An 18,201-nucleotide genomic window follows, 5' to 3' on the forward strand; every position below is an offset into this window, starting at 1 on the left:
GCATGCTGCGCCAGACCCTCAGCCAGCTCGCCATTCCGGACACCCCGGTCGCCACCATCAGCGGCAAGCTGGTGGGCGTCAGCGGCCTCTTGCTGGAAAGCGTGGGCTGCCCCTTGGAGACTGGCCAGCGCTGTCTGGTGGAAACCGCCGGCGGCGGCTGGCTTCAGGCGCAGGTGGTGGGCTTCAGGCGCGAAGTGTCTTTCTTGATGCCGTTCAAAAAGCCGGTGGGCTTGACTACCGGCGCGCGGGTCGTGCCCGCGCCTGACAACGGCGGCCTGATGATAGGCGACGGCTGGCTGGGCCGCATCGTCAATGGCCTGGGCGAGCCGCTGGACGACAAGGGCCGTCTGGGCGGCGAGTTTCCGCTGGCCGCCCATCCGCCGCAAATCAATCCGCTGAAGAAAAACCCGGTTGCCGCGCCGCTGGATGTCGGCGTGCGCGCCATCAACGGCCTGCTGACGGTAGGTCGCGGCCAGCGTGTCGGCCTGTTCGCCGGTTCCGGCGTCGGCAAGAGCGTGCTCTTGGGCATGATCACCCGGCATACCGAGGCCGATGTGGTGGTGGTGGGGCTGATAGGCGAACGCGGCCGCGAGGTGCGCGAGTTCGTCGAGCATGCCTTGGGGCCGGAAGGGCTGGCCAAGGCGGTGCTGGTGGTGGCGCCGGCCGATGAGTCGCCGCTGATGCGGCTCAAGGCAACTGAGCTGACCCACACCATAGCCGCGCACTTCCGCGATCAGGGCCATAACGTCTTGCTGCTGGTGGATTCGCTGACCCGTTACGCCATGGCGCAACGCGAGGTGGCGCTGGCTCTGGGCGAGCCGCCGGCCACGCGCGGCTATCCGCCCTCGGTGTTCGGCCTGCTGCCCAGCCTGGCCGAGAGCGCCGGCAACGGCGACAGGGGCGAGGGCAGCATGAGCGCCATCTACACCGTGCTGGCCGAAGGCGATGATCAGCAAGACCCGGTAGTGGACACCGCCCGCGCCATTCTGGATGGGCACATCGTGCTCAGCCGCGAGCTGGCCGAGCGCGGCCATTATCCCGCCATCGACATTTCCCGCTCGGTCAGCCGCTGCATGAGCCAGCTGATCACTGCCGAGCATGCCGCCGCCGCGCGCGAACTGCGCGGCGCCTGGAGCCGTTATCAGGAAGTGCGCGGCTTGCTGCCCTTGGGCGCCTATGTGCCGGGCGCGGACGCCGCCACTGACCGCGCGCTGCGTCTGCAGCCGGCCATCGAGGCCTGGCTGCGCCAAGGCGCGGACGAAGGCGCGCCGTTCGAGGATGTCCGGCAGCGGATGCAGGAGCTGGCCCGAGCATGAATCAAGCCATCGATCAACTGAACCTGCTGCTGCAGCTGCGCGAACGCGACGGCGAAAAACTGGAAGCCGAATTGGCGGCCAAACGGCGGCTGCAGGAACGCTATCGCCGCAATATCGAGCGGCTGGACGAGTTGTCGTCCGCCAGCGGCGCCAGCGGCGCGGCCCCGCATCCGGCGCTGGCGCTCAACTGCGCCGATTACAAGCGCCATCTGCAAGGCTTGCGCCAGTCGCAGCAGCAAGACATGCAACTGGCGGCGGCCGATGCCGAAATCAGCCGCCAGCGGCTTCAGACCGCGCGTTGCCGCGAAGAGCAGGCGCGGAGGCTGCGCGACGAAAAGCTCGCGGAGTGGCGCGAAACCGCGGCGCGAGGCGAGCAAAAACGCAGCGACGAAGCCGCCGGGCAGGTTTGGCTGAGAGGGCGCGGCGGATGGTGAAAATTCACGTTGTTTCAGCGCGGCCCGCTTCCGGTCGCCTGTTAACTGCATTACCGGCAGCCGACAAGGAAAGAGCGCAATGGGAATAGATTTCAACGCGATGCCGCCCAGCACCTGGGCGGACAACCTGGCCCGCAACAGCCTGGGCAATCTGCAAAAGCAGCTGGATACCCAGACCAAGGCGGCGAAGGCGCGCGGCGACGCGCTGGGCCAATTGCAGAAGGCGCTGCAGGACTACAAAGGCAGCTTGACCTCCTTGACCGGCAAGAAAAGCCTGTCGGCGATGAGCGCCACCGCCACGCCGGACGGCGCGGCCACGGTAAGCGCCAAGGGCAATGCCCAGGCCGGCAATTACAGCGTCTTCGTCGAGCAGCTGGCCAGCTCGCAGCAATTGCTGATGGGCGAGCTCGCCAGCGCGACGGCCAAGGCCGGCGATAAATTCACCATCAAGCTGGCCGGCGGCGACAGCTTCACTGTGGCGCTGGATGGCGTGGACAAGGACGGCGACGGCAAGCTGACGCCCAGCGAGCTGGCGCTGGCGATCAACCGCGCCGACGGCAACGCCGGCAAGGTCAACGCCATGGTGCTTACCAATAACGGCGTCAGCCAGCTGGTGCTGTCGGCGGGCAAGAGCGGAGAGAAAAACGCGATTTCTCTGGATCTGGGCGGCGTGACTGACGCGGGCTTGAAGGCCGGCCTGTCTGCGCCCAAGGAGCTGAGCAAGGCGCAAGACGCCATCGCCTGGATGGGCGGCAAGGGCGCGGGCGTGCGTCTGCAGCAGGGCTCCAATACCTTCGACAACATCGAGGGCGTCAGCTTCACCGTCAACAAGCTGAGCAAGGACGGCGATCCGCCGCTGCAATTGTCCATCGGCCGCAGCGACAGCGACACCAACGCCAACGTGCAGTCCTTCGTCGACGCCTACAACAAGATTTACAAGGCGATTTCCGATCTGTCGCAGCCGGGCTCCAGCGGCAAGCCCGGCGCGGCCTTCGCCGACGACTCCAGCGTGCGCGCGCTCAAGAGCCAGCTCAACACCATTCTGCGCCAGTCCTACGACGGGATCACCCTTGGCAAATTGGGCATCAGCGCCAGCCGCGACGGCACGCTGACGCTGGACAGCAAGAAATTGGGCGAGACGCTGAAGGCGGCCCCGGACGCCTTGGACCGCTATTTCAACGGCGCGGGCCAGGACGGCGCGCTCAAGCAGAGCAGCGACTATCTCGACAAGTGGCTGAATTACAGCAATGGCCTGCTCAAGCAGCGGCGCGACAGCGGCGATCGCCAGCAAAAAGACCTGGACCGGCGCCAGGACGCTTTGCAGAAACAGTACGAAGCCACTTACCAGCGTTATCTGGCGCAGTTCACCAAGCTGCAAAGCATGCAGGACCAGATGACCCAGACGATGGGCATGTTCAATTTCAACTGATAGCAGACAAGCAGGATCAATACCGTGGATTACGAAGCCTACCGCAGCTACCACGCGGTCAATCTGGAAGCGCAGACCCATTCGGCCAATCAAGTGGAGCTGGTGCTGGTGCTGTTCGACGGCTTGCTGGAGGAAATCGCCCGCGCCCGCGGCCACATCCGCCAGCAGCGCTATGAGCAGAAGGGCGAAAGCATCACCAAGTGCATCAACATCCTCAACGGCTTGTCCAGCGCGCTGGATTTCGAGACCGGCGGCGAGGTGGTGGCCAACCTGGCGCGGCTGTACGACTACTGCGCGCACAAGCTGTACCAGGCCAGCGTGGCTTTGGATGAGGCGGCGCTGGACGAGGCCGAGGCCTTGCTGCTCAAGCTCAAGGGCGGCTGGATGGGCGTGCGGGACCAGCATGCCTAAGCCCGAGGTGGCGCGCTGGTGCCAGGCGGTCGTCGAAGCCGGCCGCGAGCGGGACTGGGAGGCGCTGTCCGCTCTGGATCTGCGTTTGCGCCGGATGCTGTCCGAAAGGCTGGCGGAGCTGGACGCGGCGGACCGCGCCGCCTTGTCCGCAGCTTACCGCCAGGCCATGGCCGCCAGCCAGGCCGAACTGGACGCTTTGCAACACCGGTTGGCCGGCATGGGCGGCCAGCGCGAGGGTCAATTGGCCTACGCGCAATTTTCCGAATGGGAGCAGCAATGACGAGAGTGGCTCCGCCGCAAGTGCCGGCAGCGGCGAACGCGGGCGATGAAGGCGCGGTCGCGGCCGCGCTGGATGATCTTTCCTGGCTGGATGCCGGCGCCGCCGACAATTTCGCCGACGCGCTGCAGAATGCGCAACCCCGACTGGGCGAGGATGAAACGGCGCCCTTGCCGAACGGCGTTCAGGCCGACGCCGGCTTGGCGCCCGCTGCGCCAGAGGGTCAAGCCGCCGTTCCGGCCAAGCCGTCTTCGACGGAAGGCGAGGATGAGGAAAGCAAGCCCGCCAAGCCCGTCGACGCGGCGCTGACGCCGGCCTTGCAGCCCGCGCCGGCTTGGCAACTGCTGCAGGCCATCATGCCGTCTGCGGCGCAGCCTGGCGCGGCGCCCGCCGCCGCGAGCGCAGGCATTGAGGGCCTGTCCGCGCGCGGCGACGCAGAGGTTTCGCGGACAGCGTCCGCTCCCGCCGATTCGGCGCGACAGGCGCTGACGATGAATTTGAGCGAGCAATTGGCCGCGCTGGCGGATAAGGATGCGGCGGCGCCGGCATCGCCCGCTCCGGCCATTCTGCCGGCGGCTTTGCGTCTGCCGGAGAGCGGGCAGAAGGCCGAGCCCTTCGCGCTATCCCTGCCGGCGGCCAAGCCGGAAAGCTGGAGCGGCAAGCTGCAGGCGGCGCTGGGCGAGCGCTTGCAGGTGATGAGCAGCCAGAGCATGGACCGCGCCACCATCCGGCTGGATCCGCCGGCGCTGGGCACGCTGGAGATCGCCATCCGCCATCAGGCGGGCGCGCTGACGGTGGAGTTCACCGCCTCGCACGGCGAGGTGGTTCGCCAGCTGCAAAACATCGGCGATGCCTTGCGGCAAGACTTGAACAGCCGCCAGTACACCCAGGTGGCGGTGGAAGTGCGCGAGGGCGCGCTGCCAGGCCAGGGGCAGGGCGGGCGCCAGGGGCGCGAGCAACAGCAGTCGCAGCCGGGACGCGCCTTGCAATTGGCTGACGAGGCAGAAACCGAATCATTCCGCCTGAGCTAAGCAGGCGGACGAAAGGATGGATGAATGAAGGGCAGGATCCTGATCGTGGCCGCCGTGGTCGCGGTATTGACGGCGCTGGCGGGCGGCGGCTGGTGGTATTACCAAAGCCCGGCGCTGGACGAGCCCATCAAGCCGCAAGCGGTCGATTACCGTTTTGTCAGCCTGGACAAGATCATCGTGATGTTGCGCAGCGAAAGCGGCGGCGATCCCAAGTATATGGCGGTGGACCTGGTGTTCCGCTCGACGCCGGACAATGAAGCCAAGGTCAAGTCGCAGCTGCCGCTGCTCAAGAGCGTGGCGGTGCGGGCCTTGTCGCAACTGAGCCGCGAGCGCGCCAACGCCTTGAACATCGACGATTACCAACGCTTGCTGGACAAGGCTTACCTGGGCATTTACCTGCGCGAGCGCATGGACAGGCCTTTCAGCGAGGTGATGGTCAGCAAGCTGATCATCGAATAAACCGCGATGTACGCCGAAAGCTATTTCCCGGCCGCGCAGGCCATAGACGAAGCCCGCTGGGTGGCGGAGTACGCGCCGCTGGTGAAGCGCGCGGCGCGCCAGCTGTCCAGCCAGGCCGGCGGCGTGTTCGACCGCGAAGACATGGAGCAGATCGGCCTGATGGCCCTGCTGGACTGCCTGCGCCGCTACGGCGGAGAGCCGGACGAACGCTTTGCCGCTTTTGCCGGTTTGCGCATCCGCGGCGCCATTTTGGATGAGCTCAGGCGGCTGGACTGGCGGCCGCGCTCGGTGAGGCAGGAGGCGCATCGCGCGCGCGACGCCTTGCGCGAATTGCGCCGCAAGCTGGGCCGCGAGCCGGCCGAGGCTGAGGTGGCGACGCATCTGGGCCTGGATCCCGACGCGTATCGCGAAGCGCTGCTGGCGGAAAACGCCGAGGAGATGGCCAGTTTCGACGAGATGGTGGCCGCGGGCGTGGAATTGGCCGGGGAGGGCTCGCCGGAGGCCCGCTTGGAGCGCCTCAGCGTGCTGACGCATGCGCTGAGCGCGCTGGACTCGCGGGAGCAGACCGTGATCCAGCTGTATTACGAATATGAACTCAGTCTCAAGGAGATCGCGGCGGTGCTGGAATTGACTGAAGCCCGCATCTGCCAGATCAACAAGAGCGCCCTGAAGAAGATGCAGGCTTGCCTCGCGGCGGCCTGAACGAGGAAATCTCCCATGCAGCAATTGTTTGGCATTCTGATTGTGTTGGTTTGCGTGTTTGGCGGCTTCATGCTGCATGGCGGCGTGTTGTCCATCATCTGGCAGCCCACCGAGTTATTGATCATCTGCGGCGCGGCGCTGGGCGCCATCGTGCTGGGCAATCCGCCGCATGTGCTGAAAGAGATGGGCGGCCAGATCAAGCGCGTGGTGATGCGCAAGAAGGCCGGCGCCGAATTTCAGCGCCAGCAGCTCTTGCTGATGTACGAATTGTTGATCACCGCCAGCCGCGGCCTGAAGGCTTTGGACCAGCATGTGGAGGCGCCGCGCCAGAGCGCCTTGTTCAACCGCTACCCCATGGTGCTGGAGAGTCCCAAGCTGCTGGCTTTCATCGTCGACAACTTCCGCCTGATGGCGATGGGCAAGATTTCCGCGCACGAGCTGGAAGGGGTGCTGGATCAAGAGCTGGACGCCATCCACGAGCAATTGAGCCAGCCGTCCAAATCGCTGCACAAGATCGCCGAGGCCATGCCCGGCTTCGGCATTTTGGCGGCGGTGCTGGGCATCGTGATGGCGATGAACACGGTCAGCCAGGGCGCCAGCGCCGGCGAAATCGCCGAAAGCGTGGCGGCGGCGATGGTGGGCACGTTTATCGGTATTTTCTTTTGCTATGGCGTGTTGGACCCGCTGTCCAATGTGATGCATCTGCAGGTGAAAGAGGAGTTGTCGCACTTCGAATCGGTGAAGGTGGTGTTGACCACCCATGTGTCCGGCAAGCCGCCGCTGCTGGCCATCGACGCCGGCCGCCGCCTGGTGCAGTTGAACACCAAGCCCAGCTTCTCGCAGCTGGAGGCGTGGATCAATACGCTGGAAGGAGCGGTTTGACGCCATGTCGCCATTGAAAAACAAGAACGAGAACGAGGGCGCGGTCATCAAGCGGGTGTCGCGCCGCCAGACGGACGAGGGGCATGGCGGCGCCTGGAAAGTGGCGTTCGCCGATTTCGTGTTGGCGCTGATGTGCCTGTTTCTGGTGCTGTGGGTGCTGGCCGCGCGCGACCAGGAAAATCTGCAGCAGATGTTGAGCACCTCCGGCGGCAATCCTTTGCTGCAGGGCAATGGCAAGCAGATCGACCATCAGGGCAACCCGCCGGGCAGCCTGATTCCCCGCGAGCCTATTCCCGGCTCCACCGGCAGCCAGGCGGCCAGCCGCTCCGTCGTGCGCAACAGCGACAAGCAAGGCGTGGATGCGACGGCCGCCGCGCGCCGCAGTTACGACAGCGAAGAGGATCTGCGCAAGCTGGCGGCCGATCTGGCCAAGATGAGCGAGCAGGCCGGGCTTTCCAGCAATCTGCAGACGGTGATCACGCCCTATGGCTTGCGCATCACCCTGCACGATACCGACCAGCAAGGCATGTTCGAGCGCGGCAGCGCCATCGTGGAGCCGCGTTTCCGCACGCTGCTGCAGCAGATCGGCTCCATGCTGGGCGAGATCGACAACCGTTTGTTGCTGGTGGGGCATACCGATGCCGCGCAATACCACAGCGCCGGTTTCGGCGCCTTGTCCAACTGGTCGCTGTCCAGCAGCCGCGCCATGGCTGCGCGCATGCATATGATGCAAGGCGGCTTGGCAGCCGACTCGGTGCTGCAGGTGGTGGGCATGGCGGAGCGGGCGCCGCTGGATTCGGCCCATCCGCTGGCCGCGGTGAATCGCCGCATCGAACTGTTGGTGCTGACATCCGGACAGGCTCAGGCGGTGGTGGCGATGTTCGGCGAGCCGGCCAGCGGCAGCGCCAAGCTGAAAGGTGTTGCGTCCGCGCTACCAAATGCCAAAGAGCTGGACCTTTTGAGGAAAAATACCATAGGTATTCACTAGGTATTTGTTAATATTTTATGTACTAAAAGAAACTTTGCATTGCAAGGTTTTTTTTTGTGCTTTTTTCACATAAATTTTAACCAAAATATTTACAATTCCTCGGCAGTTGATAACAATACGAGCATATGAGTCAAAACTCATGTCACATACAATAAATAATGACATTGACAAATTTGCCGTTGTTTGTCTGATATGTCGGGGACGTATTACCACGATGAATCAAGAACAAGTTACTCAGTTGTTGAGGCAGACGCCGTTGTTTGGGCATCTGGAAGACGAAGTATTGGCGCAAGTGTTGGAGCAGTGTGAAACCGTCAGGCTGGGCAGAGGTGACCAGCTTTATGCGGAAGGTTCGGCTGCGGAATCAGTGTATTTGCTGGTGGCGGGCTGCGTGCAATCGCAAGTGGCCGAGTCCGGCAAGAAGTATATTTTGCAGATGGTCATGCCTGGCCAGTTATTGGGGCTGGATGCCTATGTCGACGGCGGCGCGAACAGCAGCGCCGCGGTGGCGGACGACGATAGCGCTTTGTTGCGCTTCAGCCGGGAGATGCTGAGTCATTTGTTTGACAGCGAGGATGGTTTGCCGGGGTGCCTTGCCGCGCGCAAGCGCTTGATGAGCCATCTGGTAGGCTTGGTGCGCCATGTGACGACGCTGGCGCGTAATCTCGCGTTGCTGGATGTGTATGGCCGGGTGCGTATCTTGATCAATCAGATGTTGATCGAGCAGGATGGCGTGTTGATCCTGCGGAAGCAGCTGACGCAGCAAGAGATCGCCGATCAGATCGGCTCCTCTCGCGAAATGGTGGCGCGGATACTGAAGGAGCTGGTCTACGGCCACTATATCCGGATGGAAAACCGGCGCATCATCGTGCTGAAAATGCTGCCGGAAAATTTCTGACCGCGTTTTCTGGCGGCCCAGCCCTCATGGCTGGGCCGTTTGCATTTAAGTTTGGCGGCGCGGCGTCGCCTTGTTAAGGCATCAGGCCAATACTTTCTAAGAGCGGATAGATGCAAGTCACTCAAATTTCTTCCTGGCGGACGGATCAGGCTGCGGCAGCCAAGCTGGAGCGCGGCGCGGGCAAAGCGCCGGCAACGGTCCGCGAGGCGGCCGCGGCGGCATCGTTGGCTGCGCCGATTCAAAGCCTGCCGGAAATCGATCTGGACAAGGTGGAGTCTGTGCGCGCCGCGCTGGCGCGGGGCGAAGTGCGTTTCGACGCCGAGCGCCTGGCCGGCCTGATCGAGCAATATCACGGCGGACGCTGATGGAGCGCAAGGCGTGGCTGCAGAGCTTGTTCGTCACGGTGGGCGACGATTTGGCCGACTATCCCAAGTTGGCGTCTTTGCTGGAGCGGCAATTCCAGGCCGCGCTGGCGCATGACGCGGCCGCGCTTTCCGCTTGCGCGGCGGAAATAAGCGAGCTGTGCGACGCGTTGGAAGATCGCCGGCGCGAGCGCTTGCGGGTGGTGGAGCGTTTGTGCCCGCCTGGCGCGCCGCTGGCGGTGGAGGCTGCGTTGGCGGGTTTGCCTGAGGCGTTGCGCGAGAGGGGGTTGACGCATTGGTCGCGTTTGCGCCAATGGATTGCCGATTGCCGCGATTTGAACCTGCGCAACGGCGAGTTGCTGCAGCGCCGGCGCGAGGCCTTGAGCAGGGTGTTGGAGGGGGAGCGCGATGTTTACGTCCCGCAATGAGTTCGCCGCCGCCGGGGCGGGGAGGGAGTGGTCTGGCGGAGATATCGCCTTGCCGCTGTCCATGCCGGAGTCTGGCGGGAGTTTCGCCGAGCAATATGCGGGCGTAAAGGCCGAGGTGGCGCGTTTCATTTCCGAGGGCGGGGCGGATGGAGCCGCCCAAATCAGTCCGGAAGGGTGGCGCGCGCGGCAAAAGATTGAGGCGGCTGGCGGCGGGGAGGTTTTGCCTGCGGACCGCCAGGCGTTTGTCGATGAGATGATGCCGTTCGCGGCCTCGGCAGCGGCCAAGTTGGGCGTGGCGCCGTCGGTGGTGCTGGCGCATGCGGCGCTGGAGTCGGGCTGGGGGCGCAAGCCTGTTTTGCGGGCAGATGGCGGCAGCAGCCATAATTTGTTCGGCATCAAGGCTGGCGCCGGCTGGCATGGCGGCTCTGCGGCGTCGTTGACGACGGAGTTCATCGATGGCAAGCAGCAGGCCAGGGTGGAGTCGTTTCGCTCGTATCCCGATTATCACGCGGCCTTCGATGATTACGCCGAATTGTTGCGATCGAATCCGCGCTACCGCGGCGCCCTGGGGCGGGGCGGCGATGTCCGGGCGTTCGCCCAGGCTTTGCAGCGAGGCGGCTATGCCACGGATCCTGCCTATGCCGGCAAGCTGGCCGGCGTGGCCGAGAGCTTGTTACGGCGTTGAGCGGGAGGTCTTGCGGAGGGCGGCGCGTGGCGCCGTTTTTTATTTTTGATATTTTTAGATAAATAAAAAAGAAAAAGCCGGAATCATAAGATTCCGGCTTTTGGACTGGTGGAGGTAAGCGGGATCGAACCGCTGACCTCTTGCATGCCATGCAAGCGCTCTCCCAGCTGAGCTATACCCCCAGTTGTATGGCGTCCCCACGGGGAGTCGAACCCCGGTCGTCGCCGTGAAAGGGCGGTGTCCTAGGCCTCTAGACGATGGGGACAGGTTGTTGTGGTGGAGGTAAGCGGGATCGAACCGCTGACCTCTTGCATGCCATGCAAGCGCTCTCCCAGCTGAGCTATACCCCCACGGTAACCTGTTGCGCAATCGGGCTGTGTGGCTTATTCCGACTGCGACTTGTGCAAATTGTATTCTGGTGGAGGTAAGCGGGATCGAACCGCTGACCTCTTGCATGCCATGCAAGCGCTCTCCCAGCTGAGCTATACCCCCAGATTTTGGCGTCCCCACGGGGAGTCGAACCCCGGTCGTCGCCGTGAAAGGGCGGTGTCCTAGGCCTCTAGACGATGGGGACTTTGGTGGAGGTAAGCGGGATCGAACCGCTGACCTCTTGCATGCCATGCAAGCGCTCTCCCAGCTGAGCTATACCCCCACAAGTCCGTCGATTCCGCTTTCGCGCCGTCGACAGGAGGCGAACTATACCGGCGGCCGTTTTTTCGCGCAAGCATTTTTTGAATTATTTTTGAAATATTCGCCATTTTATACTTTTGTCATTATTTTTCTTGCGATGCATGCGGCAAGCCATGCGCGATCTGAATCATATATGTTTATCCAAACAACATGGTTTGGCATCCGGGTGGGCCCTGTTATGGTTTTCTTCAAGCTGTGGAACAGACCTTTTAACCTGGCAGGGAGAGGATCATGAATATCGGCAAGGGCATGGCAGTGCTGGTTTTGGCTTCGCTGGCGATGCTGGCGAAGGCGGGGGATCTGGCGGATGTCCGCAAGTCCGGCGAATTGCGCATCGGCACCGAGGGGACCTATCCCCCGTTTTCCTATCATGACGCGAGCGGGGCGTTGACAGGGTTTGATGTCGACATCGCCCGCGCCATCGCCGCGCGGCTGGGCTTGCGCGCGCAATTTGTCGAAGGGCGCTGGGATGGCTTGCTCGCCGGCATCGACGTCAAGCGTTACGACGTGGTCAGCACGGTGGTGGTGACGGAGGCGCGCAAGCTCAAGTACGCGTTCAGCGAACCTTATTATGCGACGCGGGCGGTGTTGATCGTGCGGGAGGATAACCGCGATATCAAACGCTTTGAGGATTTGAAGAGCCGCAAATCCGCCAATACGCTGACCAGCAATTACGGCAAGCTGGCATTGCGTTACGGCGCGGAGGTGGTGCCGACCCAGGGTTTCAACGAGTCTTTGTCATTGCTGGAGTCGGGGCGGGTCGATGCGACGATAAACGATAGCCTGGCTTTTTTGGACTACAAGAAAAAGCAGCCCGGCAGCAAGTTGAGGGTGGCGGCCGCAGAAGCGGAGGGGCAGCCGTGCGCGATCATCTTGCGCAAGGATAGTCCGGAGTTGAAGGCGGCGATAGACAAGGCCACGATCGCGCTGAAGACGGATGGCACCTTGAAGCGGCTCTCGCAGAAGTACTTCGGCGCCGATATTACCCAGTGAATCAGCGTTCAGGGGGTGGATGCGGATAAATGGAATAAGCAAGTAAGTTAATATTACTTAAAGCTATAACATGTCGATGGTAAGGTGCTTGCATGCCTGCTGGCCATGGCAGGCTGATACCAAAACACGATGGAGAATGATTCGATGCAAGCCTGGAAATCGACCGCCGCTCTGGCCCTGACCGTATTCGCCGCTTTCGCCCACGCCGACGACCTGGCCGACATCCGCAAAGCCGGCGTGCTGAAAATCGGCACCGAAGGCACGTATGCGCCGTTCACCTACCACAATCCCGCCGGCGACCTGACCGGCTTCGACATTGAAATCGGCCAGGCCATCGCCAAGCGCCTGGGCGTGAAGGCGCAGTTCGTCGAAGGCAAGTGGGATGGCCTGATCGCCGGCCTGGATGTGAAGCGCTACGACGTGGTGATCAATGAAGTGGCGGTCACTGACGCGCGCAAGGCCAAGTATGACTTCTCCGAACCTTATATCGTGTCCAAGGCAGTGCTGATCGTCCGCAACGACAATCGCGACATCAAGCGCTTTGAAGACCTGAAAGGCCGCAAGTCGGCCAATACCTTGACCAGCAACTTCGGCAAGCTGGCGCAGCGTTATGGCGCCGAAGTGGTGGCGACCCAGGGCTTCAATGAGTCGGTGGCCTTGCTGGAATCCGGCCGCGTGGAAACCACCATCAATGACAGCCTGTCTTTCCTCGACTACAAGAAAAAGCAGCCTGGCTCCAAGCTGAAGATCGCCGCCACCGAATCGTCCGGCGAGCCGTCAGCGGTATTGTTGCGCAAGGGCAATCCGGAATTGAAGGCCGCCATCGACAAGGCTTTGGCGGCGCTGAAGGCAGACGGCAGCTATCAAAAGATCTCGCATAAATATTTCGGCGCCGATGTGTCGCGCTGAGCTTGAGCCGCCGTTGAGTTGATGTAGTCGCGCCACCCGGGCCGGAGATGCAGGCCGGCGGGGCGGCGCGATGCGGTTTTCGGGCCGCGATGAGGAAGGAGGGGCCATGCCTCAGTGGTTGCAATTGATGGCGGATTCGCTGCCGTCGCTTCTTTACGCCGGCGCGATGTTCACCGTGCCGCTGACATTATTGTCTTTCGCCGGCGGTCTGGCGCTGGGATTGATCGTAGCCTTGATCCGCCTGTTCGGTCCGCGGCCGCTGGTGCTGCTGGTGAAGGGCTATTCCTGGCTGGTGCGCGGCACGCCGCTGCTGGTGCAGTTGTTTGTGATCTTTTACGGCCTGCCGCGGGTGGGCATCGTGTTCGATCCTTTCCCGGCTGCTTTGCTGGGCTTCATTCTCAGCGTTGGCGCCTATACCTCGGAGGTGATACGCGCCGCCATCGCCTCGGTGCCAAAGGCGCAATGGGAAGCGGCATATTCGCTGGGGATGAGCTGGCCGCAGGCGATGGTGCGCACCATTCTGCCGCAGGCGGGCAGGGTGGCGGTGCCGCCGCTGGCCAATTCCTTCATCTCCTTGGTCAAGGATACTTCGCTGGCCGCGGTGCTGACGGTGCCGGAAATGTTCCAGGCAGCGCAGCGCATCGCCGCCACTACCTATGAGCCGTTGCTGCTGTACCTGGAAACCGCCTTCATTTATCTGCTGCTCAGCACGGTGCTGACCTGGTTGCAGGAAAAATTGGAAAAACGTTTTGACCGGCATGTGTCGCCGGTGGGAGCCGCCGCATGATCAAGTTGAGCCATATCGTCAAATCCTTCGGCGGCCAGACCGTGCTGGACAAGGTCAGCCTGGAGCTGGCCGAGGGCGGCGTGACCGCCTTGATCGGCCCGTCGGGCAGCGGCAAGAGCACGCTGCTGCGTTGCGCCAACTTGCTGGAGACGCCGGATGGCGGCGAACTGCGATTGGGCGAGGAAGCGCTGCGCTTCATTCCCGGCAAAAAACTGCCGCGCGAGGCGGTGTTGAACGTCCGCCGTCAAACCGGCATGGTGTTTCAGAGCTTCCAGCTGTTTCCGCATCAAACGGTGTTGCAGAACGTGATGGAGGGGCTGGTGACGGTGCAGCGCTGGTCCAAGGACAGAGCCGAGCGCCGAGCGCTGGAGCTATTGGAAAAAGTCGGGATGTCGCACAAGGTGCAAGCCTGGCCGTCCACGCTGTCCGGCGGCCAACAACAGCGCGTGGCCATCGCCCGCGCGCTGGCGCCGTCGCCGCAATTGCTGCTGTGCGACGAGCCTACCTCGGCGCTCGATCCGGAACTGGCTGCGGAAGTGGTGTCGGTGTTGCGGCAGTTGGCGAGCGAGGGCGTTACCATGCTGATGGCGACGCACGACCTGCGCCTGGCGGCGAGCGTGGCGCGCGACGTGGTGTTTCTGGAGCATGGCCGGGTGGTGGAGGCGGGCGCGGCGGCGCAAATCTTCAACCAGCCGCGCGAGGCGCGCACGGCGGAATATGTCGCTACTTTGACAGCGGGCGCGCGCGAGGCGATGGCGGCCTAAGGTTTCCCAAAAAAATGAGCCGGCTGGGCCGGCTCGCAATCTACAAGGGCAAATCTAGAGAAAAGCAGTGCCAGGGGCCGGTCAGCGTTTGCGCTTGCCGGCCTTTTCGCCTGCGCCGCGCGGGCAGCCGGCGCAGGCGTTTTCGCACATGCCGGCGCCGGTCAGCGATTGCTTGAGCGCGCATACCGAACGCCGACAGGCGATGAAGCGGATTTGCTGCTCGGCCGCCAGTTCGCGGAAATGGCGCATCACATTGTGGCCGAGAAAATCGGTAAACAGGATCAACAGATCGGTGCCGGCGGGCAGCCGGTCCACCTTGCGCTGGTGCGAGCTGTTGCGTCCGCTCAGGTGGCGGTTGATGGTGATGCCGTAGTTCTGCAGCACGTCGGGAATGTTGCCGAGCGTATCCGCTCCGACCAGCATGGCGTTCATGAGGCAGCTCCTGTGTGAATTTAAGAAAATGATAATCGTTATCATTTAATAGGTCAATGAGAATTTATCTCATTTAGCTGTCTGAATGGCCAGATGGTTCCTGCTCGCATGCAACCGCCGCCGGTTTGGCGGCGGTTTGACGCGCAATGGGCGTTAAACGACCACGGAAACGTCCTGCGTTTGCCTGCGGGCTTGCTCCGGCGAGAGCCGTTTGACGATGCGCGCCGGATTGCCGACCGCCACGCAATAGTCAGGCACATCAATGCTGACTACCGCTTGCGCGCCGACGATGGCGCCTTCGCCAATGCAGACGCCTTTCAGAATCGTGGCGCCGGCGCCGATCCAGGCATGATTGCCGATGCGGACTTCCGCCGACTGGATGCGGCGAGCTTCGCCAGGCTGGCCGCGGCCGGTCAACGGATGGCCGCTGCTGTCCATAATGGTGGCCAGCGGACCGAATTGGACATCGTCGCCGATGCGCACCGATTGGTAGGCCACGATGGCGACGCCCTGCAGCGCCACCCGATCGCCGATATGGATCTTGCCTGCCAGTCCATCGTTGATCTGCACGCAAGTCAGCTTGACTGGCTGGCTGTGAAAAGCCGGCAACTGGCCGGATTCCAGATAGCTGGCGCCGATGCGGATGCAGCCTGAGAAGGATTCGGCGTCAATGTGTTCCGCAATCAAGCCTCTATCGATCAGGCCTTGCTCGGCCACGCGGGTAAAGGCGATGCGCGGCGAGCCGGAGATGCAGACGCCTTCATCCAGAATCAGGCCGGCTTGGCGGAGTTTCTGCACGGCGTCGGGAGGCGTTTCGCCGCCGGCGGCTTGGGGAGGCAGGGGGTAGAGGTTTTGATAGACCGAGCTCATGCGGTTTCGCCTTGCCGGTTTGCCGTTTGGCCACGCTCGCGGAAAATCTTGATCACTTTGTTGAGCGAGTACTTTTCGTCATTCAGGTCCATGCCATAGAAGCTGGTGAGCCACAGATTGTATTTGCGGTGGATGCGCAAGGCCGCGCGTTCCGAAGAGGCGCGCTGGTTGTCCACTTCTTTGGGATGCGGCCAGTGGAAGGAGCAAGCGGCCTTGTCCAGCATGAACAGGTTGTTGTTCTGGAACAGCCGTACGCCCAGGTCGACGTCTTCTCCGCCCCAGGTATTGAATGTTTCGTCGAAAAGACCGGCCTTGAGCAACTCGTTGCGCTCTGCGGAAACGTGGCAGGTCCAGAAGATATCGAAGGGCGCGGGCCAGTGGGTGATGTTCTCGCCCAGTTCATCGTATTGGCTTTGACGCACATCGCGCGCGCCCAGCGTTTCCAGCTTGGCGATGGTGGCGTCGGCGTCGTCGGGATCGAGCCATTGGCTCATTTGGCTGTCCAGCGCGGGGTCAACCTCGAAACCGTAAACGTAGCCGACCATCACGGTCGGATATTCCGCCTCCTGATGGCGGGTCAGATGGGTTTCCAGCGCGCGGCGCGCCAGCAGAACGCCGGTATCGATATAGACGATGTATGGCGCTTCGGCGATGGCGGTGCCGATATTGCGGGCCTTGCCGGCGCGAAAGCCTTTGTCTTCTTGCCAGAAGTATTTGATGTCGAGCTGTTCGCGAAAGCTCTCGACCACGGCCTGGCTATCGTCGGAGCCGCCGTCGTCCACGACCACCACTTCAAACGCTTCTTTCGGCAGGGTTTGACGGCTTAAGGCGGAAAGCGTGTGTCGCAGCAGATCGGAACGATTGTAAGTGGGGATGACGACGCTGATTAGGGGGGGGGCGCTCATGGGGTTTCTCCGCGCAATGGGAGGCATTGCGGATACATTCAATTTGAATTGATATTGGTTGAATAAGACATTTCACATGATAATGTAATTGCATATTGCATACAATGATGATGCGGCGCACCAAAGTGCTTTCATGCCATTCCATGCCGGAAAAAGAGTGGAATGCGCCGCTAGCTGGCGGATGGAGGGAGGTAAAAGCGAGCTTTGCGCGAATATGGACGCGGCGCCGGTTTGAAGGCGGCGCCGTCAGCAGGGGAGTTCAGCAGGGACGCGAGCCCGGCTCCGCGTACATCCAGTGCTCGCTTTGCCGGCGGACCACCTCGCTCAACGACCCGCTTTGCTCATGGACCTGGCGCAGCCAGCGGCTGTCGCTGTGGCATTTGAGCGCATGCTGGCGCAGCGCCGCCCACTGCGCCTGGCTGTTCAGCGCGGCGGCATGCGGCTCCAGCTCGCGCAGCGTCTCCAGCAAGTCTTCCTGCAGTCCTTGCTGCTTGCCGGCGCGCGGATCGACCAGCGAGCCGTCGAAGCCGAAGCGGCAAGCCTGGAAGCGGTTGTAGCTATAGGTGAGATAGCCTTCGCCGGAAATATCGTTCCATTCTTCTTCAAAACAGCGCCGCGCCAGCATTTGGGCGTAGGCCGCCAGCAATACCGGCGTGTCGATGGACAGCGGGGTGTCGCAGATGCGGATTTCCACCGTGCCGTATTCCGGCTTGGGACGGATGTCCCAGTAAAAATCCTTCATGCTGGCGACGATGCGCAGCGCCTCCATTTTTTCAAAGTAGGCGTTGAAAGCTTGCCAGCTGTCCACCACCGGCATGCAGCCGGAGAGCGGGAAGGCGTTGACGCTGGTGAGCCGCGAGGTCTGGAAGACCGTGTCCACGCCTTGATAAAACGGCGAAGAGGCGGATAGGGCGATGAAGTGCGGAATATAGCGCGACAGATAATGGGTCAGCCGCACCGCCGCATCGCCGTCCGGGCAGCCGATGTGAATGTGCTGGCCGTACACGGTGAACTGCTTGGCCAAATAGCCATACAGCTCGGAAACCAGCTGGTAGCGTTCCTTGGGATAGATGCGCTGATCGTCCCAATGCTGAAAGGGATGGGCGCCGCCGCCGGCCAGGCCCAGATTGAGCTTGTGCGCGCCGGCCACCAGCAGCCGGCGGATGGCCAGCAATTCCTGCTGCATCTCGTTGACGTCATGATGGATGGCGGTGCCTATCTCTATCATGCCCTGGGTGATCTCCGGCTTGATGTCGTAGCCGTGCGGCTGGCGGTTGATCTGCAGCAGCAAATCGTCTGAACCGCGGGTGAGGTTGTAGTCGCGGCGGTTCAGGATCATCAGCTCCAGTTCCACGCCCAGGGTCAAGGGCCGGCTCTGGTTGAATTCAAGCATGGTTTTCTCCTTGGAGGCGCAAGCCGTGGGCCTGTGCGGTGAAAGGGGTTTTGATGGGACCCTGTCGAGTCGGGGAAGTTGCTCGCGTCGGAGACGGGATGGCGGATCGATAAGCTTTCAGGGCTTATTTGATCGCCGCGAGATGCAATTGGCATT

At 62.4% G+C, this 18,201-nt stretch carries 23 protein-coding genes and 6 tRNA genes; 19 read left to right on the forward strand and 10 right to left on the reverse strand.

Going from position 1 to position 18,201, the window contains the following annotated elements; genetic code table 11:
- The first annotated feature begins 2 nt into the window (after positions 1-2).
- From fliI to flgJ, 14 genes are all read left to right on the forward strand, one after another.
- Positions 3-1,316 (forward strand): flagellar protein export ATPase FliI, encoded by a 1,314-nt coding sequence (gene fliI, locus NKT35_RS16615; RefSeq protein WP_254295019.1) that lies wholly within the window; start codon positions 3-5, stop codon positions 1,314-1,316.
- On the forward strand, positions 1,313-1,750 hold the full coding sequence (fliJ, locus tag NKT35_RS16620) for a flagellar export protein FliJ (RefSeq protein ID WP_254295020.1): 438 nt from the start codon (positions 1,313-1,315) through the stop codon (positions 1,748-1,750). Before fliI ends, fliJ begins: the two co-directional genes overlap by 4 nt.
- 79 nt (positions 1,751-1,829) lie before the next feature.
- Complete coding sequence (gene fliD / locus NKT35_RS16625) at positions 1,830-3,179, forward strand: flagellar filament capping protein FliD (RefSeq protein ID WP_254295022.1); 1,350 nt, start codon at positions 1,830-1,832, stop codon at positions 3,177-3,179.
- Between the two features lie 24 nt (positions 3,180-3,203).
- Positions 3,204-3,590, forward strand: a complete 387-nt coding sequence (fliS, locus tag NKT35_RS16630) for a flagellar export chaperone FliS (protein WP_254295024.1) — start codon at positions 3,204-3,206, stop codon at positions 3,588-3,590.
- Positions 3,583-3,870, forward strand: coding sequence for an ABC transporter substrate-binding protein (locus NKT35_RS16635; protein WP_254295026.1), 288 nt, complete (start codon positions 3,583-3,585; stop codon positions 3,868-3,870). Before fliS ends, NKT35_RS16635 begins: the two co-directional genes overlap by 8 nt.
- On the forward strand, positions 3,867-4,898 hold the full coding sequence (locus tag NKT35_RS16640) for a flagellar hook-length control protein FliK (RefSeq protein ID WP_254295028.1): 1,032 nt from the start codon (positions 3,867-3,869) through the stop codon (positions 4,896-4,898). The genes NKT35_RS16635 and NKT35_RS16640 overlap by 4 nt, the downstream gene beginning before the upstream one ends.
- Positions 4,899-4,922: 24 nt before the next feature.
- The gene (locus NKT35_RS16645) at positions 4,923-5,357 is read left to right on the forward strand and encodes a flagellar basal body-associated FliL family protein (RefSeq protein WP_254295030.1); all 435 of its coding nucleotides are present in this window, start codon (positions 4,923-4,925) and stop codon (positions 5,355-5,357) included.
- 6 nt (positions 5,358-5,363) lie between these two features.
- Entirely contained in the window at positions 5,364-6,059 is a 696-nt protein-coding gene (locus NKT35_RS16650) for an RNA polymerase sigma factor FliA (protein ID WP_254295031.1), read from the forward strand.
- Positions 6,060-6,074: 15 nt separating this feature from the next.
- Positions 6,075-6,941 carry a flagellar motor stator protein MotA gene (gene motA / locus NKT35_RS16655; RefSeq protein ID WP_254295033.1) on the forward strand — a complete coding sequence of 289 codons (867 nt, stop codon included), beginning with the start codon at positions 6,075-6,077 and terminating at the stop codon, positions 6,939-6,941.
- Positions 6,942-6,945: 4 nt separating this feature from the next.
- Positions 6,946-7,929: a flagellar motor protein MotB gene (locus tag NKT35_RS16660; protein ID WP_254295035.1), complete on the forward strand. Its 984-nt coding sequence runs from the start codon at positions 6,946-6,948 to the stop codon at positions 7,927-7,929.
- A gap of 214 nt (positions 7,930-8,143) precedes the next feature.
- Positions 8,144-8,827, forward strand: a complete 684-nt coding sequence (locus NKT35_RS16665) for a Crp/Fnr family transcriptional regulator (protein ID WP_254295036.1) — start codon at positions 8,144-8,146, stop codon at positions 8,825-8,827.
- Between the two features lie 110 nt (positions 8,828-8,937).
- On the forward strand, positions 8,938-9,192 hold the full coding sequence (flgM, locus tag NKT35_RS16670) for a flagellar biosynthesis anti-sigma factor FlgM (protein ID WP_254295038.1): 255 nt from the start codon (positions 8,938-8,940) through the stop codon (positions 9,190-9,192).
- Entirely contained in the window at positions 9,192-9,617 is a 426-nt protein-coding gene (gene flgN / locus NKT35_RS16675) for a flagellar export chaperone FlgN (protein WP_254295040.1), read from the forward strand. Before flgM ends, flgN begins: the two co-directional genes overlap by 1 nt.
- Positions 9,598-10,302 carry a flagellar assembly peptidoglycan hydrolase FlgJ gene (flgJ, locus tag NKT35_RS16680; RefSeq protein WP_254295042.1) on the forward strand — a complete coding sequence of 235 codons (705 nt, stop codon included), beginning with the start codon at positions 9,598-9,600 and terminating at the stop codon, positions 10,300-10,302. Before flgN ends, flgJ begins: the two co-directional genes overlap by 20 nt.
- Positions 10,303-10,408: 106 nt before the next feature.
- Here the strand turns inward: flgJ and NKT35_RS16685 are convergent.
- From NKT35_RS16685 to NKT35_RS16710, 6 genes are all read right to left on the reverse strand, one after another.
- Positions 10,409-10,484: transfer RNA gene (locus NKT35_RS16685), tRNA-Ala, on the reverse strand.
- A gap of 7 nt (positions 10,485-10,491) precedes the next feature.
- Positions 10,492-10,567, reverse strand: a tRNA-Glu gene (locus NKT35_RS16690).
- A 9-nt stretch (positions 10,568-10,576) separates the two neighbouring features.
- Positions 10,577-10,652: transfer RNA gene (locus NKT35_RS16695), tRNA-Ala, on the reverse strand.
- Positions 10,653-10,718: 66 nt separating this feature from the next.
- Positions 10,719-10,794: transfer RNA gene (locus NKT35_RS16700), tRNA-Ala, on the reverse strand.
- A gap of 6 nt (positions 10,795-10,800) precedes the next feature.
- Positions 10,801-10,876 (reverse strand) — tRNA-Glu (locus NKT35_RS16705).
- Positions 10,877-10,878: 2 nt separating this feature from the next.
- Positions 10,879-10,954 (reverse strand) — tRNA-Ala (locus NKT35_RS16710).
- Between NKT35_RS16710 and NKT35_RS16715 the strand changes: the two genes are divergently transcribed.
- From NKT35_RS16715 to NKT35_RS16735, 5 genes are all read left to right on the forward strand, one after another.
- Positions 10,922-11,227, forward strand: coding sequence for a hypothetical protein (locus NKT35_RS16715; RefSeq protein WP_254295044.1), 306 nt, complete (start codon positions 10,922-10,924; stop codon positions 11,225-11,227). The genes NKT35_RS16710 and NKT35_RS16715 overlap by 33 nt on opposite strands.
- Positions 11,224-11,985, forward strand: coding sequence for an amino acid ABC transporter substrate-binding protein (locus tag NKT35_RS16720; RefSeq protein ID WP_254295046.1), 762 nt, complete (start codon positions 11,224-11,226; stop codon positions 11,983-11,985). Before NKT35_RS16715 ends, NKT35_RS16720 begins: the two co-directional genes overlap by 4 nt.
- Positions 11,986-12,129: 144 nt before the next feature.
- A complete protein-coding gene (locus NKT35_RS16725; RefSeq protein ID WP_254295048.1) occupies positions 12,130-12,894 on the forward strand; it encodes an amino acid ABC transporter substrate-binding protein in 765 nt (254 codons plus the stop codon).
- Positions 12,895-13,000: 106 nt separating this feature from the next.
- Positions 13,001-13,681, forward strand: a complete 681-nt coding sequence (locus tag NKT35_RS16730) for an amino acid ABC transporter permease (protein WP_254295050.1) — start codon at positions 13,001-13,003, stop codon at positions 13,679-13,681.
- Entirely contained in the window at positions 13,678-14,445 is a 768-nt protein-coding gene (locus tag NKT35_RS16735) for an amino acid ABC transporter ATP-binding protein (protein WP_254295051.1), read from the forward strand. Before NKT35_RS16730 ends, NKT35_RS16735 begins: the two co-directional genes overlap by 4 nt.
- A gap of 81 nt (positions 14,446-14,526) precedes the next feature.
- On the opposite strand, the gene NKT35_RS16740 is transcribed toward NKT35_RS16735, so the two are convergent.
- The 4 genes from NKT35_RS16740 to NKT35_RS16755 form a co-directional block, all read right to left on the reverse strand.
- Positions 14,527-14,877 (reverse strand): DUF2325 domain-containing protein, encoded by a 351-nt coding sequence (locus NKT35_RS16740; RefSeq protein WP_254295053.1) that lies wholly within the window; start codon positions 14,875-14,877, stop codon positions 14,527-14,529.
- 153 nt (positions 14,878-15,030) lie between these two features.
- Complete coding sequence (locus tag NKT35_RS16745; RefSeq protein WP_254295055.1) at positions 15,031-15,747, reverse strand: acyltransferase; 717 nt, start codon at positions 15,745-15,747, stop codon at positions 15,031-15,033.
- Positions 15,744-16,652: a glycosyltransferase gene (locus tag NKT35_RS16750; RefSeq protein WP_254295057.1), complete on the reverse strand. Its 909-nt coding sequence runs from the start codon at positions 16,650-16,652 to the stop codon at positions 15,744-15,746. The genes NKT35_RS16745 and NKT35_RS16750 overlap by 4 nt, the downstream gene beginning before the upstream one ends.
- 259 nt (positions 16,653-16,911) lie before the next feature.
- Positions 16,912-18,045 carry a YbdK family carboxylate-amine ligase gene (locus NKT35_RS16755; protein WP_254295059.1) on the reverse strand — a complete coding sequence of 378 codons (1,134 nt, stop codon included), beginning with the start codon at positions 18,043-18,045 and terminating at the stop codon, positions 16,912-16,914.
- Between the last annotated feature and the right edge of the window lie 156 nt (positions 18,046-18,201).

The sequence above is a fragment of the Chromobacterium sp. IIBBL 290-4 genome, from assembly GCF_024207115.1.
Lineage (GTDB): Bacteria > Pseudomonadota > Gammaproteobacteria > Burkholderiales > Chromobacteriaceae > Chromobacterium.

Excerpts from the sequence above, each read along its gene's own strand:
- fliI (WP_254295019.1), top strand. The coding sequence starts at position 3 with ATGCTGCGCCAGACCCTCAGCCAGCTCGCCATTCCGGACACCCCGGTC.
- fliJ (WP_254295020.1), top strand. The coding sequence starts at position 1,313 with ATGAATCAAGCCATCGATCAACTGAACCTGCTGCTGCAGCTGCGCGAA.
- fliD (WP_254295022.1), top strand. The coding sequence starts at position 1,830 with ATGGGAATAGATTTCAACGCGATGCCGCCCAGCACCTGGGCGGACAAC.
- NKT35_RS16635 (WP_254295026.1), top strand. The coding sequence starts at position 3,583 with ATGCCTAAGCCCGAGGTGGCGCGCTGGTGCCAGGCGGTCGTCGAAGCC.
- NKT35_RS16640 (WP_254295028.1), top strand. The coding sequence starts at position 3,867 with ATGACGAGAGTGGCTCCGCCGCAAGTGCCGGCAGCGGCGAACGCGGGC.
- NKT35_RS16645 (WP_254295030.1), top strand. The coding sequence starts at position 4,923 with ATGAAGGGCAGGATCCTGATCGTGGCCGCCGTGGTCGCGGTATTGACG.
- NKT35_RS16650 (WP_254295031.1), top strand. The coding sequence starts at position 5,364 with ATGTACGCCGAAAGCTATTTCCCGGCCGCGCAGGCCATAGACGAAGCC.
- motA (WP_254295033.1), top strand. The coding sequence starts at position 6,075 with ATGCAGCAATTGTTTGGCATTCTGATTGTGTTGGTTTGCGTGTTTGGC.
- NKT35_RS16660 (WP_254295035.1), top strand. The coding sequence starts at position 6,946 with ATGTCGCCATTGAAAAACAAGAACGAGAACGAGGGCGCGGTCATCAAG.
- NKT35_RS16665 (WP_254295036.1), top strand. The coding sequence starts at position 8,144 with ATGAATCAAGAACAAGTTACTCAGTTGTTGAGGCAGACGCCGTTGTTT.
- flgM (WP_254295038.1), top strand. The coding sequence starts at position 8,938 with ATGCAAGTCACTCAAATTTCTTCCTGGCGGACGGATCAGGCTGCGGCA.
- flgN (WP_254295040.1), top strand. The coding sequence starts at position 9,192 with ATGGAGCGCAAGGCGTGGCTGCAGAGCTTGTTCGTCACGGTGGGCGAC.
- flgJ (WP_254295042.1), top strand. The coding sequence starts at position 9,598 with ATGTTTACGTCCCGCAATGAGTTCGCCGCCGCCGGGGCGGGGAGGGAG.
- NKT35_RS16715 (WP_254295044.1), top strand. The coding sequence starts at position 10,922 with ATGCAAGCGCTCTCCCAGCTGAGCTATACCCCCACAAGTCCGTCGATT.
- NKT35_RS16720 (WP_254295046.1), top strand. The coding sequence starts at position 11,224 with ATGAATATCGGCAAGGGCATGGCAGTGCTGGTTTTGGCTTCGCTGGCG.
- NKT35_RS16725 (WP_254295048.1), top strand. The coding sequence starts at position 12,130 with ATGCAAGCCTGGAAATCGACCGCCGCTCTGGCCCTGACCGTATTCGCC.
- NKT35_RS16730 (WP_254295050.1), top strand. The coding sequence starts at position 13,001 with ATGCCTCAGTGGTTGCAATTGATGGCGGATTCGCTGCCGTCGCTTCTT.
- NKT35_RS16735 (WP_254295051.1), top strand. The coding sequence starts at position 13,678 with ATGATCAAGTTGAGCCATATCGTCAAATCCTTCGGCGGCCAGACCGTG.
- NKT35_RS16740 (WP_254295053.1), bottom strand. The coding sequence starts at position 14,877 with ATGAACGCCATGCTGGTCGGAGCGGATACGCTCGGCAACATTCCCGAC.
- NKT35_RS16745 (WP_254295055.1), bottom strand. The coding sequence starts at position 15,747 with ATGAGCTCGGTCTATCAAAACCTCTACCCCCTGCCTCCCCAAGCCGCC.
- NKT35_RS16750 (WP_254295057.1), bottom strand. The coding sequence starts at position 16,652 with ATGAGCGCCCCCCCCCTAATCAGCGTCGTCATCCCCACTTACAATCGT.
- NKT35_RS16755 (WP_254295059.1), bottom strand. The coding sequence starts at position 18,045 with ATGCTTGAATTCAACCAGAGCCGGCCCTTGACCCTGGGCGTGGAACTG.